The organism is Amycolatopsis acididurans (assembly GCF_012328925.1).
Classification (GTDB): domain Bacteria; phylum Actinomycetota; class Actinomycetes; order Mycobacteriales; family Pseudonocardiaceae; genus Amycolatopsis_E; species Amycolatopsis_E acididurans.
Genome location: NZ_JAAXLS010000089.1, coordinates 1 through 14,719, shown reverse-complemented (window position 1 = coordinate 14,719; position 14,719 = coordinate 1). Strand labels below are relative to the sequence as shown.

At 70.6% G+C, this 14,719-nt stretch carries 13 protein-coding genes; 7 read left to right on the top strand and 6 right to left on the bottom strand.

Features of this window, described 5'->3' with window-relative positions; genetic code table 11:
* Window positions 1-207 precede the first annotated feature (207 nt).
* Together HFP15_RS41310 and HFP15_RS41305 are read left to right on the top strand one after the other, a co-directional pair.
* Window positions 208-714 (top strand): GNAT family N-acetyltransferase, encoded by a 507-nt coding sequence (locus HFP15_RS41310; protein WP_168523957.1) that lies wholly within the window; start codon window positions 208-210, stop codon window positions 712-714.
* Window positions 695-1,285, top strand: a complete 591-nt coding sequence (locus HFP15_RS41305; protein WP_168523955.1) for an LmrA/YxaF family transcription factor — start codon at window positions 695-697, stop codon at window positions 1,283-1,285. Before HFP15_RS41310 ends, HFP15_RS41305 begins: the two co-directional genes overlap by 20 nt.
* Here the strand turns inward: HFP15_RS41305 and HFP15_RS41300 are convergent, their stop codons facing one another.
* On the bottom strand, window positions 1,286-1,756 hold the full coding sequence (locus HFP15_RS41300; RefSeq protein ID WP_168523953.1) for a DnaJ family domain-containing protein: 471 nt from the start codon (window positions 1,754-1,756) through the stop codon (window positions 1,286-1,288).
* Between the two features lie 38 nt (window positions 1,757-1,794).
* Here HFP15_RS41300 and ligD point away from each other — a divergent pair, with 38 nt between their 5' ends.
* The 4 genes from ligD to HFP15_RS41280 all read left to right on the top strand — a co-directional run bounded on the left by ligD (window position 1,795) and on the right by HFP15_RS41280 (window position 6,414).
* Complete coding sequence (gene ligD / locus HFP15_RS41295) at window positions 1,795-2,721, top strand: non-homologous end-joining DNA ligase (protein WP_168523951.1); 927 nt, start codon at window positions 1,795-1,797, stop codon at window positions 2,719-2,721.
* Window positions 2,722-2,769: 48 nt separating this feature from the next.
* Window positions 2,770-3,672, top strand: a complete 903-nt coding sequence (locus HFP15_RS41290) for a sigma-70 family RNA polymerase sigma factor (RefSeq protein ID WP_168523949.1) — start codon at window positions 2,770-2,772, stop codon at window positions 3,670-3,672.
* A 45-nt stretch (window positions 3,673-3,717) separates the two neighbouring features.
* Window positions 3,718-4,926, top strand: a complete 1,209-nt coding sequence (locus HFP15_RS41285; RefSeq protein WP_246272552.1) for a PucR family transcriptional regulator — start codon at window positions 3,718-3,720, stop codon at window positions 4,924-4,926.
* Window positions 4,927-5,133: 207 nt separating this feature from the next.
* The gene (locus HFP15_RS41280; protein WP_168523947.1) at window positions 5,134-6,414 is read left to right on the top strand and encodes a PucR family transcriptional regulator; all 1,281 of its coding nucleotides are present in this window, start codon (window positions 5,134-5,136) and stop codon (window positions 6,412-6,414) included.
* Between the two features lie 18 nt (window positions 6,415-6,432).
* Here HFP15_RS41280 and HFP15_RS41275 read toward each other — a convergent pair whose 3' ends face one another.
* The 4 genes from HFP15_RS41275 to HFP15_RS41260 all read right to left on the bottom strand — a co-directional run bounded on the left by HFP15_RS41275 (window position 6,433) and on the right by HFP15_RS41260 (window position 11,772).
* Window positions 6,433-8,433: an AMP-binding protein gene (locus tag HFP15_RS41275; protein WP_168523945.1), complete on the bottom strand. Its 2,001-nt coding sequence runs from the start codon at window positions 8,431-8,433 to the stop codon at window positions 6,433-6,435.
* 108 nt (window positions 8,434-8,541) lie between these two features.
* Complete coding sequence (locus HFP15_RS41270) at window positions 8,542-8,958, bottom strand: CBS domain-containing protein (RefSeq protein WP_168523943.1); 417 nt, start codon at window positions 8,956-8,958, stop codon at window positions 8,542-8,544.
* A gap of 74 nt (window positions 8,959-9,032) precedes the next feature.
* Window positions 9,033-9,998, bottom strand: coding sequence for a phosphotriesterase family protein (locus tag HFP15_RS41265; RefSeq protein ID WP_168523940.1), 966 nt, complete (start codon window positions 9,996-9,998; stop codon window positions 9,033-9,035).
* Between the two features lie 58 nt (window positions 9,999-10,056).
* A complete protein-coding gene (locus HFP15_RS41260) occupies window positions 10,057-11,772 on the bottom strand; it encodes an MFS transporter (RefSeq protein ID WP_168523938.1) in 1,716 nt (571 codons plus the stop codon).
* A gap of 145 nt (window positions 11,773-11,917) precedes the next feature.
* Between HFP15_RS41260 and HFP15_RS41255 the strand changes: the two genes are divergently transcribed.
* The gene (locus HFP15_RS41255) at window positions 11,918-12,592 is read left to right on the top strand and encodes a TetR/AcrR family transcriptional regulator (protein WP_168523936.1); all 675 of its coding nucleotides are present in this window, start codon (window positions 11,918-11,920) and stop codon (window positions 12,590-12,592) included.
* Here the strand turns inward: HFP15_RS41255 and HFP15_RS41250 are convergent, their stop codons facing one another.
* The gene (locus HFP15_RS41250) at window positions 12,593-14,299 is read right to left on the bottom strand and encodes a S53 family peptidase (RefSeq protein ID WP_168523934.1); all 1,707 of its coding nucleotides are present in this window, start codon (window positions 14,297-14,299) and stop codon (window positions 12,593-12,595) included. It abuts the gene before it with no gap.
* Window positions 14,300-14,719: the final 420 nt, after the last annotated feature.

Here is a 14,719-nt window from a genome sequence, read left to right as displayed (position 1 = left end):
TTCAACCAGCTCAAACACTGGCGCGGCATCGCCACCCGCTTCGACAAACTCGCCACCGTTTACCGCGCGGCCGTCGTACTCCACGCCGTGATCACCTGGACCAACACATTGTCAGACATGACCTAGCTCCACGCCTCGCGGGCCGGGCGGTGCACGACGCTTGAGAAACCCTTCCGGCTATGACACGCGTCATGGTACAACGGGTTTATGACAACCGTCATAGCCCGGGAACTGCGCGGCGCGGCCGGGGATCTGGCCGAGGTCGGCAGGCTCGTGCTCGCCTGCTCCGCCGCGAGCCTGCGGCGCCGCTTCTGGCTCGGCGGCGAACCCGATCCCGCCGAGATACTCGCGCGATACCAACGCTTCTTCCTCGCCGGCCCACCGGACGGGGTCGCCCTGCTCGCCCTTGTCGACGGGACCCCGGCCGGACTGCTCAACCTCGTCCCCGACACCACGCCGCGGCTGGCCGAACTCGGCGTGCTGGTGGCCGATCCATGGCAGCGGCGGGGCCTGGGCAACGGCCTCACCGGCTGGCTGCGGCGGTCCGGGCGGTGGCGTGGCTGGACGGTGCACGCCTCGGTCCAGGACAACAACGGGGCCGCGATCGCGTTGTTGCGGCGGCACGGTTTCCGCAGACTGCCCCCGGCCGAGCCGGGCCAGCACGATTACGATCTCGTCCTGCGAGAGGAGGCTCATGCCGAGGTCACCGCGTGAGCGGATGGTGTTCAGCGCCGCGCAGCTGATCAGGACGAAGGGCGTGAGCGGCACCGGGATGCGCGAGGTCGTGGCGCACGCGCAAGCGCCGCGCGGCTCGCTGGCGCACTATTTTCCCGGCGGCAAGGAACAACTCGTCAACGAGGCGATCGCGTGGGCGGGCGACTACGCGGCCCGGCGCGTGCGGCGCTACGCCGAGGCGCTGACCGAGCGGACCCCGGGTAACCTGTTCGCCGCGATGGCCGGGCAGTGGCGCGAGGAGTTCACCACGGCCGGTTTCGCGTCCGGCTGCCCGATCGTGGCCGCGGCGGCCGACACCGCGGGCACCAGCGAAGCTCTGCGCGAAGCCGCGCACAAGGCCTTCGAGGGCTGGCAACGGCCGCTCGCCGGAGAACTTGAGGCACTGGGCGTGCCGCCCGGACGCAGCGGGTCATTGGCGCTGTTGATGATCAGCACCCTGGAAGGCGCGATCCTGCTGGCCAGGGCGAGCCAGGATGTGCGCCCCCTGGATACCGTCGTGGCCGAGCTTCGCCCGCTGCTCGACGGCGCAGTGGACGAACGGCGGCGGTGATCAGCCGCGGCGCCACCACCGGCGGCGCCGCGGCGGTTCGGCGGGAGGTTCCGGTGACGGCGAGGCCGGACGGTTCGCCCGCCAGCCGGCCACCACCTCGTCGGCACGGACCGGTCCCACGTACACCCGCGGCCCCGGCTGCGGCGCACGCAGCCAGTCCGCGATGCGGCGGTTCAGGTCGCTTACGACCTCCCGCACGGCCTGCTCGGTCGGCAGCGCGCGCACGGTCTCCGGCAGCCGCTCGATCTCCTTGCGCAGCCGCAGCGACTCCGGCAGCAGCGCGTCGGAGGACAGCCCCTCGCGCCGCATCTTGTCCTTGATCCACCACATCTCGTCGTGCGGTCGCCGCAGGCCGGGCAGGGGTCGTCCGGCTCCGGGCAGATCGTCGAAGGCCCCGCGCTCCGCCGCCTCGCGGATCTGCTTGTCGACCCATGACTCGAAGCTGATGCCGGACGGCTTACGTTCGGTCATACCCGCATTGTCCCGGGTTTCGCGCTAGGTTTTCCGTCATGGCCACGGAGGCGGAGGAACTCGAGGTCGGCGAGCGCACGGTGCGGATCTCCAATCCGCGGCGGGTGTACTTCCCGGCCCGCGGCGAGACCAAACTCGATCTCGCGCGCTACTACCTGTCCGTCGGCGACGGGATCGTGCGGGCGCTGCGGGAACGGCCGTGCATGCTGCACCGCTTCCCGTCCGGGGTCAGCGGCGAGAAGGTGCACCAGAAACGCGTTCCGCACGGCGCGCCGCCCTGGCTGGAGACCGTCCGCGTGCATTTCCCGCGCTACAACCGCTACGCCGACGAACTGTGCGTGACCGAACTCGCCAGCGTGATCTGGGCCGTGCAGATGTCGACCGTCGAGTTCCACCCGTGGAATTCGCGCCGGGCCGACACCGAGCGGCCGGACGAGTGGCGTATCGACCTCGACCCGGGCCCGGAGTGCGACTTCGGCCGCGTGCGCCGAGTCGCGCACGTGGCGCACGAGGTCCTCGACGAACTGGGCGCGGTCGGCTGGCCGAAGACCTCCGGCGGCGACGGCCTGCACATCTACGTGCGCATCGAACCGCGCTGGGGCTTCCCGGAGGTGCGGCGCGCCGCGCAGGCCTTCGCCCGCGAGGTCGAGCGGCGCGCGCCCGAGGACGTGACCACGACGTGGTGGCGCAAGGACCGCGACCCGGCGCTGGTGTTCGTCGACTACAACCAGAACACGCGCGATCACACGATCGCGAGCGCGTACTCCGTACGCGGCAATCCCGAGGCGACCGTGTCCACCCCGATCGCCTGGGACGAGGTCGACGACGTCGAACCCCGCGACTGCACCATCGCCACCGTGCCCGCGCGGTTCGCCAAGCTCGGCGACCTGCACGAGGGCATCGACGAGGCGGTGTACTCGCTGGACACGCTGCTGGAGTGGGCCGACCGGGACGGTCTGGAGTAGTCCGTTCAGCGGAATTCCGGCACCGCCGTACGCGTTGCAAACACCGTGATGAAAACCCCCGAACCGGACTCGGTACGCCAGTACCTCGACGCGATCGGGGCCACGCCGTTGCTGTCCGCGGACGACGAGGTGCGCCTGGCCAAGCGCATCGAAGCGGGTGTCTACGCCGCCGAACTCCTTCGTCGTGGCGGGGACCTGCCCGCGGACCGGCGCGACCTCGAAGCTGTCGTGGCCGACGGCGCACGCGCCAAGGAACACATGATCCGCGCCAACCTGCGGCTGGTGGTCGCGGCCGCGCGCAAGCGCCGCGACCGGACGCTGCCGCTGCTCGACCTGGTCCAGGAGGGCAATCTCGGGCTGATCCACGCGGTGGAGAAGTTCGACTACGCCAAGGGCTACAAGTTCTCGACCTACGCGATGTGGTGGATCCGGCAGGCGATCCAGCGCGGCACCGCGCTGTCCGGCCGCACCATCCGGCTGCCCGAGCACACCTTCGACCAGCTGACCAAACTCCAACGGACCGAGCGCGCGCTGCGGCAGAACGACGACCACGAGCCGACGGTGACGGAACTGGCGGAGGCCACGTCCCTGTCGGTGGCGCGGGTCAAGGAACTGCGTGACATCGGGCGCGCGACCGTCAGCCTGGACACCCCGGTCGGCGACGACGGCGACACGGCGCTGGGCGACCTGCTCGACGCCGGGGCGAGCGACACCGTCGCGCAGACCGTGGAACACGACGCCGAGATGGCGCATCTGCGTGCCTCGGTGAGTGATCTGCCGGCACTGGAGCGAGAGGTGATCTCGTTGCGGTACGGCCTTTTCGACGGCCGCCAGCGGACGATTCCGCAGACCGCCGAGCAGGTCGGGCTGCGCCGTGGCCAGGTACGCAAGCTGGAGTCGGAAGCGCTGGCCCGGCTGCGCGAGTCGGAGTCCTACGCACTCGCCGGGTAAGTCCTTTGTGGATTCCGTACCCGAAATCCCGTTCCATCTCCTACGATGACCACTCTCGTTCCGGGGATGGAAGAGGTGGACGCGCTGGTCCCGAACCGCAATGCCGAGCTGCTCGCCGCGGGTCCGCGCCGGCTGGCGGCCGAGCTGCGCCCGCGCGCGCGCCGGATCGCGGCGGCGATCGCGCTGGAGGTGCGGCGCGGCGTTCCGGCCTGGGCGCGCGCCCTGACCGGGCGTTCCGGCGAGATTTTCACCGAGGCCGTCGAACAGGCCGTGCTGCACGTGATCGACAGCATCGGCGATCCCGATGTCGCGCGCCGCGACTGGATCGAGCTGTTGCGCACCCAGGGGCGGCTGGAATTCGCCGAAAGCCACGACTCCGGCTCGCTGCACGCCGCGGCCCGGATCGGCGCGCGCGTCGCCTGGCAGCACGTCGCGCCGGTCATCCGCGACACCGGCGCGTCACCGCAGGTGCTCGCGCACGCGGCCGAGATCATTTTCGCCTACGTGGAACAGCTCTCCGCGGCCGCGGTGGAGAACGAGTCGCTGCCGCTCGCGAGCGGCACGATCGAACGCCGCCGCAAACAGCTGCTCGAACTGCTGCTCACCGGCTCGCCCGTGCCGGAGGCCGTCGCGCACGGCGCCGGCTGGACGCTGCCCGGTGCCGCGGCCGTCGTGGCGCTGGAAAGCACCGGCGACAACGCCGCCTTTCCCGTCGAACTGCTCGACGACGAGGTGCTCGTCGACCTGGAGAGCAGCCGCCCGTGCCTGCTCACCGCGCAACCCGGAGCCGCCCTGGTGCCGCTGGCCGGGCGCTGGCAGGGCTGGCGCGCGGCCGTCTCCCCGACCGTTCCGCTCCCGTACCTGCCCTCGGCGCACCAGCTGGCCCGCAGGGCCCTGGCCGCACTCGGCACCGACGGTCCCGAGCCGGTCATCTGGTGCGCGCACCGGCTGGCCGAACTGTGGCTGCTCGACGGCGATCTGCTGGCCGCGGAACTGCGCCGTCGTGCGCTGGGCCCACTGGCGGAGCTGGCCGGTCACCAACGCGAACGCCTCGCCGAGACGCTGCTCGTGTGGCTGGAAAGCCGCGGCGGCGCGCCGGAGGTCGCCAGACGGCTGGGCGTGCACCCGCAGACGGTGCGGGCGCGGCTGCATCAGCTGCGGGGGCTGTTCGGCGACCGGCTCGACGATCCGGACGAGCGGTTCGGCCTGCGGCTGGCGCTGCGTTCCGAACGGCTGGAGTCGCGACCGTCGTGACGTTCGGACGCGAAACGCATACCGATAGTGTCACCGCGCAGTAAGCGCCTGCTCCGATCGGCGCGCCCCGTTGCTCCGGTCGCGGCAGAGATCCTTGCCAACCTGGACAACGGGTGCGATGTTGTTCCTTCTGACAGGTGAACCCCGTCATGGAGTTGATCGGCTGCGAGGGCAGCGACGCCACTTTCGTTGCGATCAGAGGTAGTGATGACCACCGATGCCGCCACCCGGCGCCCGCTCGAGGCCAGGCCCCGGCCGCCGATTCCGCGCCAGGCGCGGGAGACGGTCGAAGGGATCGGCCGGGCGAGCAAGCTGTGGGCGTCCCTTCCCCGCGAGCTGTCCCGCGCCTTCCACCCGCACGCCGAGCCGATGGCGAAGGAGATCCTGCGCGAAGTCCAGCTCGCGCTGCCGGAATACGCGCACTCGCTGGAAGGCCCGGCGGGCAAGACGATCATGCACGGAGTGCGCCAGGCGATACTGCACTGCCTGGACAACCTGGGGAATCCGGCGGCACCGCAGGAAGCGTGGATGGCCGTGTTCCGGCAGCTGGGCAAGGTCGAGTTCAGCGCGGGCCGGGGGCTGGCCCGGCTGCAGTCGGCCTACCGCGTCGGCGGCCGGGCGGGATGGCGCTACCTCGCCTCGGTGAGCGAGTCGATGGGGCTGTCCACGGAGTTCCTGTGTGTCGGCGCGGAAGCGGTCTTCTCCTATGTGGAGGAGATTTCCACGCTGTCGATGCAGGGCTACGCGGCGGCGCGGGCGCGCGTGGCCGGCACGAGGGCCAGGCAGCGGCGGCAGCTGCTGGAGCTGCTGCTGACCGATCCGCCCGCCTCCCCGGAGCCGGTCGCCGCGCTGGCGGCCACGACCGGCTGGACGCTGCCCGGCCGGATCGCCGCCGTCGCACTGGCGCCCCGCGCGGACCAGCACCAGCTCGAACCGCCCGCGCTCGATCCGGAGATCCTCGTCGACCTCGAAGGCCCGCGACCGTGCCTGCTCGCGAGCGTGGACCTGCTGGCGGCCGAGGATCTCGCGGCCGCCCTGCCGGGCTGGCGTGCGGCGATCGGTCCCGCGGTCGCCCTCCCCGGCGCCGCGCAATCGCTGCGCTGGGCGAGACGGACCGTCGAGCTCGCGACGCGCGGCATCATCGAGGCCGGGCCGGTCACGCGGGCCACCGACCATCTGGAGACGCTGTGGCTGCTGTCGGACGAGTTCCTCATCAGGGAGCTGATCCGGCGCCACCTCGCGCCGCTTCGCGATCTGACGGACAAGCAACGGTCACGGCTGAGCCAGACGCTGCTGGCGTGGCTGCGGACCAGCGGCACCGCCCCGGAGATCGCCGGGCAGCTGGGTGTGCACCCGCAGACCGTGCGCTACCGGATGCGGCAGCTCGAGGACCTCTTCGGTGAGCGGCTCGATGATCCGGAAACCCGGTCGGAGCTGGAGATCGCGCTGCGTGCGCGGCAACTGCTCGCGGGCACCGAGGGCTGGTGAAGCGCCCGCTCCGGGCTGTCAGGCCAGCTCTTCCAGCAGCACGCGCTTGAGCACCTTGCCGGTCTGCGTGCGCGGCAACTCGGACAGGAACAGCACCTCACGGGGCAGTGCGAAGCGCGCGACGCGCTGGCGCAGGTAGGAGCGCACCAGGTCCTCGTCGAGCACGGCTCTCGGATGCGGCACCACGAAGGCCACCAGCCGCTGGCCGTACTCGTCGTCCGGCACGCCGACGACGGCCGCGTCGAGCACACCGGGCAGCGTCGCCAGCGCCTCCTCGACCGGGCGCGGGAACACGTTCTCGCCGCCCGAGATGATCATGTCGTCGTCGCGGCCGGACACGAACAGCCTGCCGTCGGCATCGAAGTAGCCGCGGTCGCCGGTCTCCATCAGCTCGTGCCGCATCGTGCGGTTGCTGCCGTCGGTGTAGCCGTCGAACAGCAGGTCGTTGCCCACATGGATCCAGCCGACGGTGCCGGGCGGCAGTGGCTCGCCGGAGGGCCCGAGCACCGCCAGCCGCGTGCCCAGCGGCGGATATCCCGCGGTGGCGGGCGCGGCCCGCAGATCGGCCGGGGTGGCGATCGCGGCGGCGGAGACCTCGGTCGAGCCGTAGAAGTTGTAGAGCACGTCGCCGAAGAAGTCCATGAAATCGTTGACCAGCGCCGCGGGCAGGGCGGCCCCGCTGCTCGCCACGATCCGCAGGCTCGAGGTGTCGTACTTCTCGCGGATCTCCACCGGCAGGCTCATGATCCGCTGCACCATCACCGGCACCAGGAACAGCGACGTGACCTGGTGTTCCTCGATCGCGCGCAGGCAGTCCTCGGGGTCGAACCGGCGCTGCAGGACGAGCGTCGCGCGCAGCGGCATGCCCACCTGCAGTGCCGACAGGCCCCATGCGTGGAACAGCGGCGCCGCGATGAGCATGCGCTCGCCGGTGCGCAGCGGGATCCGCGACAACAGCGCGACGGCGGCGCCGAGCCCTTTCGGCGTCGGCCGTTTGGCGCCCCGCGGCGAACCGGTGGTGCCCGAGGTCAGCACGACGATGCGGCCCGGCCGGTCCGGCGGCGCGATGCGCGTGCCGGGCGTGTGCTCGATGAGCTCCTCGGCCTCGTCCATCGTCAGGCAGCCGGGCAGCTCACCGATCAGGTGCGCGAACTCCGCGTCGGCGACGACGACGCGTGCGCCGTGCCGCTGCACGGCCTCCAGCACCTGGTGCTCGGCAAGGCCGATGTTGAGCAGCAACAGGTCCGCGCCGAGCAGGCCGCACGCGAGCATGAGCTGGACCAGGCCCGCGTTGTTGCGCGAGATGACCGCGACCTTGCCCTCCTCCCCCGCGCCCATCTCCCTCAGCGAGGCCGCGAGCCGGTTCGCCCGCTCGGCGAGGTCGGCGAAGGTGACGCTGCCGTCGTCGTCGATCACGGCGGTGCCGCGGGGCTCGCGCGCGGCGGCGGCCGTGTAGCCGCCGGCCAGGGTCGCGCCCCACTGGCTGACCGCGCGGATCTGCTTGAAGACCCGGTCCGGCCGCGCCGGGGCGATGATGCCGGCGGACGTGAGCACGCCGGCGACCTGCAGCGTGGTCTGGGCCCGTTCGGAGGGCAGCGCTTCGGGTTTTTCGGACAGGTGCCTTCCGATGCGGTCCATCGCGTCGCGGATCCAGCCGCGGATGTCGTTCGCGCTCGTCTTCGACCGCCCTGGTGGCCGGAAGAAGATGAACCGCAGCATGGTGGCTTGCTCGCCGACGTCGTCGAGCTGAATGGACACGCAGCCCGCGGTGTCGGGCTCGCTGTCGAGGACGAGCTGTTCTCCCGGCCTGGACAGCAGCACCCGCAGATCGTGATCGGTCGGCGGACCGCACACGCTCAACCGCGCACGGTAACGACTCGCGCGCGCGTCGGGGCTGATTCGCTCGCAGGAGCCGACCCCACGGAAGAACCGGGGATAGAGCTCCGGAGTCCCGATCACCTCCCAGACGGCCGACCGGGGATGCTCCACGAGCAGGTCGAAGGTCACGCAGTCCGGCACCCGAGCGAAGCTATCGAGGCCCTGACCAACGGTCAACAAGTCACCGGAACTTCGCTCACGACGCGGGAAACCCGCGAACGTTTTTGTCACGCGGGTGAGTGGGCGGGCTCAGGACGAGCTCAGGCCTGCGGGCGGCCGGAGACCGCCGTTGCTCGCGCGCAGCAGATCCCGCCAGCTCACCATGCCGACGACGCGCGCGCCGTCGGTCACCGGCAGGCAGCGCGTTCGCGAATCCGCCATCGCCGCGGCCACCGCGCGCAGCTCGCCTCCGACCGAGACGGCCACCGGCGGCCGCTTCATGATCGTCGACACGGGACCGCTTTCACCGTCGCCGAAGCGGGCCAGGCCCACCTCGAACTCGGTGACCATGCCGAGCAGGTGCCCGTCCTCGGCGACGACCGGCAACGTCGTGTATCCGCGCATGAGCATCAGCGTGATCGCCTCGTCGACGGTCGCGGTGGGGGTCAGGGCGATAACCGGCGTGGACATGATGTCGCCGAGCCGCAAGGTCGTTCCCGCATCCATGATCACGAGTGTGCTGAGCGGACGGCCGGCGCGGAGAGGGGCCGAAGTCCCTGGCGGGCGGGCACTCCGCCCTTTCACTTGCCCTCGAACACACGCCGTGGCACGTCGAAGAGCATCGTGTGGATCTGCTCCTCCGGCACGCCACGCCCGCGGACGTAGGGCAGCACCTCGTCGGCGATGTGCAGGTAATGCCATTGCGGCAGCAAGGACATCACCGCGGGCTCGACCCAGTCGATGTAGCACGCGGCGTCCTGCGAGAGCACCATGCTCCCGGCGTACCCGCGACGGCACATCTCGACGAGCGTGTCCGCGCGGGCCTCGAACGTGGTGGCGAGATTGATGCCGAACCGGTCCATGCCGAGCGCGAAACCGGCGTCGGCCAGTTCCGCGAGGTGATCGCAGTCGGTGGTGTCCCCGCAGTGGCCCAGCACGACGCGCCGCGGGTCCACACCCTCTTCGTCGCAGAGCACGCGTTTGACGTCGAGACCGGTGCGCGATTCCGGGTGGGTGTGCACGGTGACGGGCACTCCGGTGCGGTGATGGGCCTGCGCGACCGCGCGCATGACCCGTTCGACGCCGGGCGTCATGCCGTGCCGGTCGATCGCGCATTTGAGCATTCCCGCCCGGACCCCGGTACCCGCGATCCCGTCGGTGATGTCGCCGACGAACATCTCCACCATCGGCTCGGCCATGCCGACGGCGGGGCCACGGTGGTCGAAGAAGAACGGGACGCTGTCGTAGGTGTAGAGCCCGGTGGCCGCCACGATGTTCAGCTGTGGCACGCGCCCGGCCACCCGCTGGATCCGCGGGATGTAGCGGCCGAGCCCGACGACCGTGGGATCCACGATCGTCCGCACTCCCTGCGCCGCCAGCGCGGACAGCTTCTCGACCGCGTCCTGTTCGCGGCTGCCGTCCTCTCCCCACTCGTCCGGATAGTTCTGCTGCACGTCGGGCGTCAGGACGAAGATGTGCTCGTGCATGTACGTGCGGCCCAGCTCGGCCGAGTCGACCGGCCCGCGGACCGTCGCGACTTCACTCATCCCGTGTGACGCTCCTTCCGGATTGGGGGCGGTCCCGGCCGGGACCGCCCCCAAGGCTTCACGCTTGGTCCTCACCTCGCAACGCGGCGAGTTCGCGCCGTACCTGCTCCTCGTGTGCCTCGATGTCCTCGCGTGCCCGGCGCGAGCTCCACCGCCCGGCCATCACCAGAATCAGCGGCAGGAACACGACTTCCCCGCCGACGCACACCCACCACCAGCTCTGCCACTGCCCCGGCGTGTCGTGTGCGGCCTGCTGCACGGCGGAGCCGTGTTCCTTGAGGTAGGCCAGATCCGCGGCCGGCACGGCGGCCACGGCGCGCAGGCGCGCGATCGCCTCGGTGGGTGCGACGCCCTCGGCCGCGGCGATCTCGCCGACCGCCCTGGTCGCGGCCGCCGGGTCGTTCGGGTTGGCCGACAGCGCGGCCTGGGTCGCCGGATCGACGGCCGCCAACGTCTTCAGCTGCGCGGCGTACTTCTGGCTCAGCGTCTGCACCTGCGCGCCGTGCTCGACGAGCGGGCTCATCGAGGTGATCACGAACGGCAGCACGCCGATCGACACGGCGACCACGACGCGCACGATCCAGCCCCACACCGCCAGTCCGGTCGCGGTCAACGCCGGATTGCGCCGCTCGACGGTCTCGGTGAAGCTGGCCATCCACGGCGCGTAGGTGATGCCGGTGAACACCGCGAGCAGGCTGATGATCCAGGCGAAGGTGAAATATCCGGTGTCGGGATGGGAGGTGCGGGTCAGGAACACGATCGTCATCGCGACCGTGCCGAGCGCGCCGAACACCATGAACGGTTTGCGCACCCGAGCCTTGTCGGACACGATCCCGACGGCGATCAGCGCGATCGCGTCGGCGGCCCAGAACCAGTTGCCGAGGCCGTTGGCGTCGGCCAGCGAGAACCCGAACAACGTCGTGAAGTACACCGGGAAGAAGCCGACCGCGGTGTAGTAGATGATCAGGAACACCGCGATCGCGAACGCGGAGCCGAGGATGTCGACGTGCATCATCTGCCGCCACGGCCGCCGCAGGCTCTCCTCGATGTCGATGCCCTTGGCCTTCGCCTCGATCAGCACCCGGTCGTGCAGGCTCACCATCAGCTGATCCCGCAGGCGCGGGGACAGCTCGCGCAGGCCGAACAACGCGACCACGAACATGGCCAGCCCGGTGATCCCGCAGATGGTGAACTGGTCGCGCCAGTCGGGCAGCGAGTCGAGCGTGTTGCTGGAGATCAGCGACAGCAGCAGGCTGCCCGCGACCGGCCCCAGCGTCCAGAAGCCCATCGCCGAGGCCCGGCCGAGCTGCGGGGAGAAGTCCCGCACCAGTGCCGGGGTCGCGACGAGGATGATGCCCTCGACGAAGGAGATGGCGGCGAAGACCAGGGCGAACACCAGCCCGTTGGGTGCGTGCGGCATCGCCAGCAGCACGAGCAGGCCGGTCACCGCGAGCCCGTAGACGACGAGGTTCGCCCGGCCCCACCGGTCGGCCAGCCCCGCGACCAGCGACGCGAACGCGCCGAGCAGGTTGCCCAGTGCGGTGATCCAGACGTAGGTCGAGAACGACATGTTGTAGTGCGCCATGATCGCGGGCGAGACCGCGCTGGGCAGGTACAGCTCGTAGTACAGGATGATCGTGGCGAGCACGGCGATGGCGAGGTAGGCGAACCGCCGCCCGGTGCCTGGGTAGTGCTGGAGCTGTCGCTGCCACAGCAGCCGCGACAGCGTCCCGCTTCTGGTGGGTGGGATCGTTTCCGTCACGCGTGCGGTCATGCCGACCGCCTCCTTCGGCTCGCTTCGTCGGGAACCTGGACGGCGTGGGCGAGCGCACCCGCGGGCTCTTCACCAGCGGCTACGCTGCTTTCCGTGTTGTCGGATCTTCAGCGGTACGAAGGCGTACTTTAGAAGCGAGGGGTGCATGAAGCAAGAGGGTTCGCTGGCCCGGACGCACGAGGACGAGCCGGGCCTGCCGCGCGGGCGCGCGAGCCTGCCCGCCGACGAGGTGCGCGCGGCCCAGCGCGAGCGGCTCATCCGCGCGATCATCGCGGCCTCGGCGGAACAGGGTTACCTGCGGATCACGATCGCGGACGTGGTCAGCCGCGCCAAGGTCTCCCGCGCGGCCTTCTACACACATTTCACCGACAAGGACGACTGCCTGCTCGCGGCCGCGCTGCACGGGCGGCGCCTGGCGATGGACCGGATCGCGGCGGCCACCCACGCCCTGCCCGCCGACGCCCCGCCCGAGGACGCGCTGCGCGCCTCGTGCCGGGCGTACCTGCGCTTCCTCACCGACGAACCGGAGTTCGCGCGCGTGTTCTACCTGGAACTGCCCAGCGCGGGCCCGCGCGCGATCACCAGGCTCGTCGAGGCGCAGCGGCAGTACGCACACCTCAACGAGGTCTGGCACCGGCGGGCCCGCGAGCAGGATCCCACCCTGCCCGCGGTCCCGCGTTCGGCCTACCTCGCCGCGGTCGGCGCCACGACCGAACTCGTCCGCGCTGAGGTCCACAGTGGACGCAAGCGGCTACTCGACCTCGAGGACACGCTCGTCGGCCTGCATCTGGCCCTGCTGGCGGGCAGACCGTGGACGTGATCAGCAGCCCGTGTGGTCGATGTCGCAGATCAGTCCGTCCACTTTGGGCGTTCCCCAGCCGGTGACGTAGTCCCAGCCGGGGGCGGTGGGATACAGGCCGTTGCTCGCGGGCAGACCCGTGGCCGGGTCCGCGGAGTTCACGTCGAAGTAGTCCCTGGCCGCACTCGCCGGATCCTTCCCGGCGCGGTAGAGCGCGTAGTTGGCGAACCCGTTGCCGCCAGGCGAAGCCGACGCACTTTGCACACGCGCCCACATACCTTCCCACAGCGGCGACGACAGTGACGTGCCACCACCGGTGGTGGCCTTGCCGTTGGAGACGATCGAGTAACCGTTGGTCAGCACGTCACCGGACTGCGCGGCCACATCGGAAATCCCGCGGCACACCTTGAGCGGATCGGTCACACACGTCAGCGCCAGCCCCGGGGTGCCCTGCTGGTACGACGGCGCGGGGTGGAACAGGGTCGAGCCGCCGCCGGAGAAGGCCCAGCCGTACTCGCGGCTGCGATGCCCGGCGCCGTCGGTGTAGAGCACCGTGCCGCCCACGCCGACCACGTAGGGCAGCGAGGCGGGCGAGTTCGTGGCGGGAAAGCCCTGGTTCAGCACGCCGTTACCGGCGCCGATGACCGGCGCGATCGCCACCGGGCACGAAGAACCGGTGTCGCCTGTGGACGAGAACAGCGTCTTGCCCTCGAGTGCGGCCTGCCGCAGGATCTGCGTCCACGTGGCGTCGGAGTTGTTGCCGAGTCCTTGCTGGACCGGCAGCGACGGGTTGGTGAGCAGCGGCTGCCCGGCGATCGGGCTGGCCACCGGCACCGTCTCGCATTCGCCGTAGCTGGCCGAGGCCTGCTTCGGCCCATTGGCGTCGTCGGTCCACTGGCTGAACACCTTCGTCACGTCGGCGTCGGAGAGATCGTGTCCGAAGTAGAGGGTCAGGCCAGGGGTCTTGGGGGCCATCCCCGTCGAGGCCTGGGTGTCGATGTTCCATTCGACGTGGCCGGAGTCGTCGGAGAAGTCGGTGTCGCCCGCCGGGTGCTTGACCGTCACCGGAACCTGCGGCAGGCCGAACTTGCTTTCGAAGGCACGAAGATCGGTCACCACCCCGTCGGTCGCGCCCTCGCCGAAGATCGCGACCGGCTGGCCCTGCCCCTGATAGGCGGCGGGCTGCTGGTACACGCTCCACAGATCGGCCGGGGTCGTCACGCCGGTGCACGTGCCGCCGAGGCAGGTGTCCTGTGCCGCCTTCGCCGGCGTGGACATGCGCTGCAGCGTGTTCAGCCCGATCACGTTGGTGATCGGCAGGCCGTAGGGCAGCACCGGCGCGGCGGTGTTGGCGAGGAAGGTCTGGCCGGCCGAGGAGAACCGCTGGATCGGTGTGCCGAACAGGGCCGACACCTGCGCGGCCGTGCCGCTGACGTTCACCTGGTCACGTGCCGCGGACACGCTGCCGACTCGCAGGCCGGTGCCGGTCAGCCAGCTTCGCACCTGGTCGAACTGCGACTGCGGCACGCCGAACTCGGACGCGAACTGCGCCGGCGTGAGGAACTGGCCGAAGCGGGCGCTGGCGGGGTTGTGCTCGGCGTCCAGCAGCGCCTGCTCGCCGCCGGGATCAGGCCGGGCGAGCGTGATCATCAGCGACATCGGCGTGTCGCCGGGCGCGGCCCCGAGCGCGGTGGCGTTGGCCAGGCCTGGCAGCAGGTTCTGGGTCACCGTCAACAGCCCCGCCGCTGACGCCGCAGCGGGTACGCCAAGCGTGCACACTGCAATCACCGTTCCGAGTGAAATCAAGGACCTTGCGCCTCGCCACAGCCCCATTGGTCACCTCCCGTGTCGATTCCGGTTCAACGGTTAACGACAACGGGTGATGTTGGTTACCACCTTTCAGCGAACCGTCCATTTACAACAGTTTGGTCCGGTATGACCTTCTCGCCGGACTTTCCCGGCCGCTGGTCCTCAGCGTCTTCACAGCGAATGCCGGGAATCGTGTGCTCGCTCGGGATCAGCAGGAGAGGACGGGGATGGCGGCCGGGAAGGCAGCTCGTGGCGTGGCCGTCATGACCTTGACGCTGCTCGTCGCGGCCATGACCGCATGCGGCTCAGCCGCACCGGCGCCGGCTCCCCCAGCTGCCC

Excerpts from the sequence above, each read along its gene's own strand:
- HFP15_RS41310 (WP_168523957.1), top strand. The coding sequence starts at position 208 with ATGACAACCGTCATAGCCCGGGAACTGCGCGGCGCGGCCGGGGATCTG.
- HFP15_RS41305 (WP_168523955.1), top strand. The coding sequence starts at position 695 with ATGCCGAGGTCACCGCGTGAGCGGATGGTGTTCAGCGCCGCGCAGCTG.
- HFP15_RS41300 (WP_168523953.1), bottom strand. The coding sequence starts at position 1,756 with ATGACCGAACGTAAGCCGTCCGGCATCAGCTTCGAGTCATGGGTCGAC.
- ligD (WP_168523951.1), top strand. The coding sequence starts at position 1,795 with ATGGCCACGGAGGCGGAGGAACTCGAGGTCGGCGAGCGCACGGTGCGG.
- HFP15_RS41290 (WP_168523949.1), top strand. The coding sequence starts at position 2,770 with ATGAAAACCCCCGAACCGGACTCGGTACGCCAGTACCTCGACGCGATC.
- HFP15_RS41285 (WP_246272552.1), top strand. The coding sequence starts at position 3,718 with ATGACCACTCTCGTTCCGGGGATGGAAGAGGTGGACGCGCTGGTCCCG.
- HFP15_RS41280 (WP_168523947.1), top strand. The coding sequence starts at position 5,134 with ATGACCACCGATGCCGCCACCCGGCGCCCGCTCGAGGCCAGGCCCCGG.
- HFP15_RS41270 (WP_168523943.1), bottom strand. The coding sequence starts at position 8,958 with ATGGATGCGGGAACGACCTTGCGGCTCGGCGACATCATGTCCACGCCG.
- HFP15_RS41265 (WP_168523940.1), bottom strand. The coding sequence starts at position 9,998 with ATGAGTGAAGTCGCGACGGTCCGCGGGCCGGTCGACTCGGCCGAGCTG.
- HFP15_RS41260 (WP_168523938.1), bottom strand. The coding sequence starts at position 11,772 with ATGACCGCACGCGTGACGGAAACGATCCCACCCACCAGAAGCGGGACG.
- HFP15_RS41255 (WP_168523936.1), top strand. The coding sequence starts at position 11,918 with ATGAAGCAAGAGGGTTCGCTGGCCCGGACGCACGAGGACGAGCCGGGC.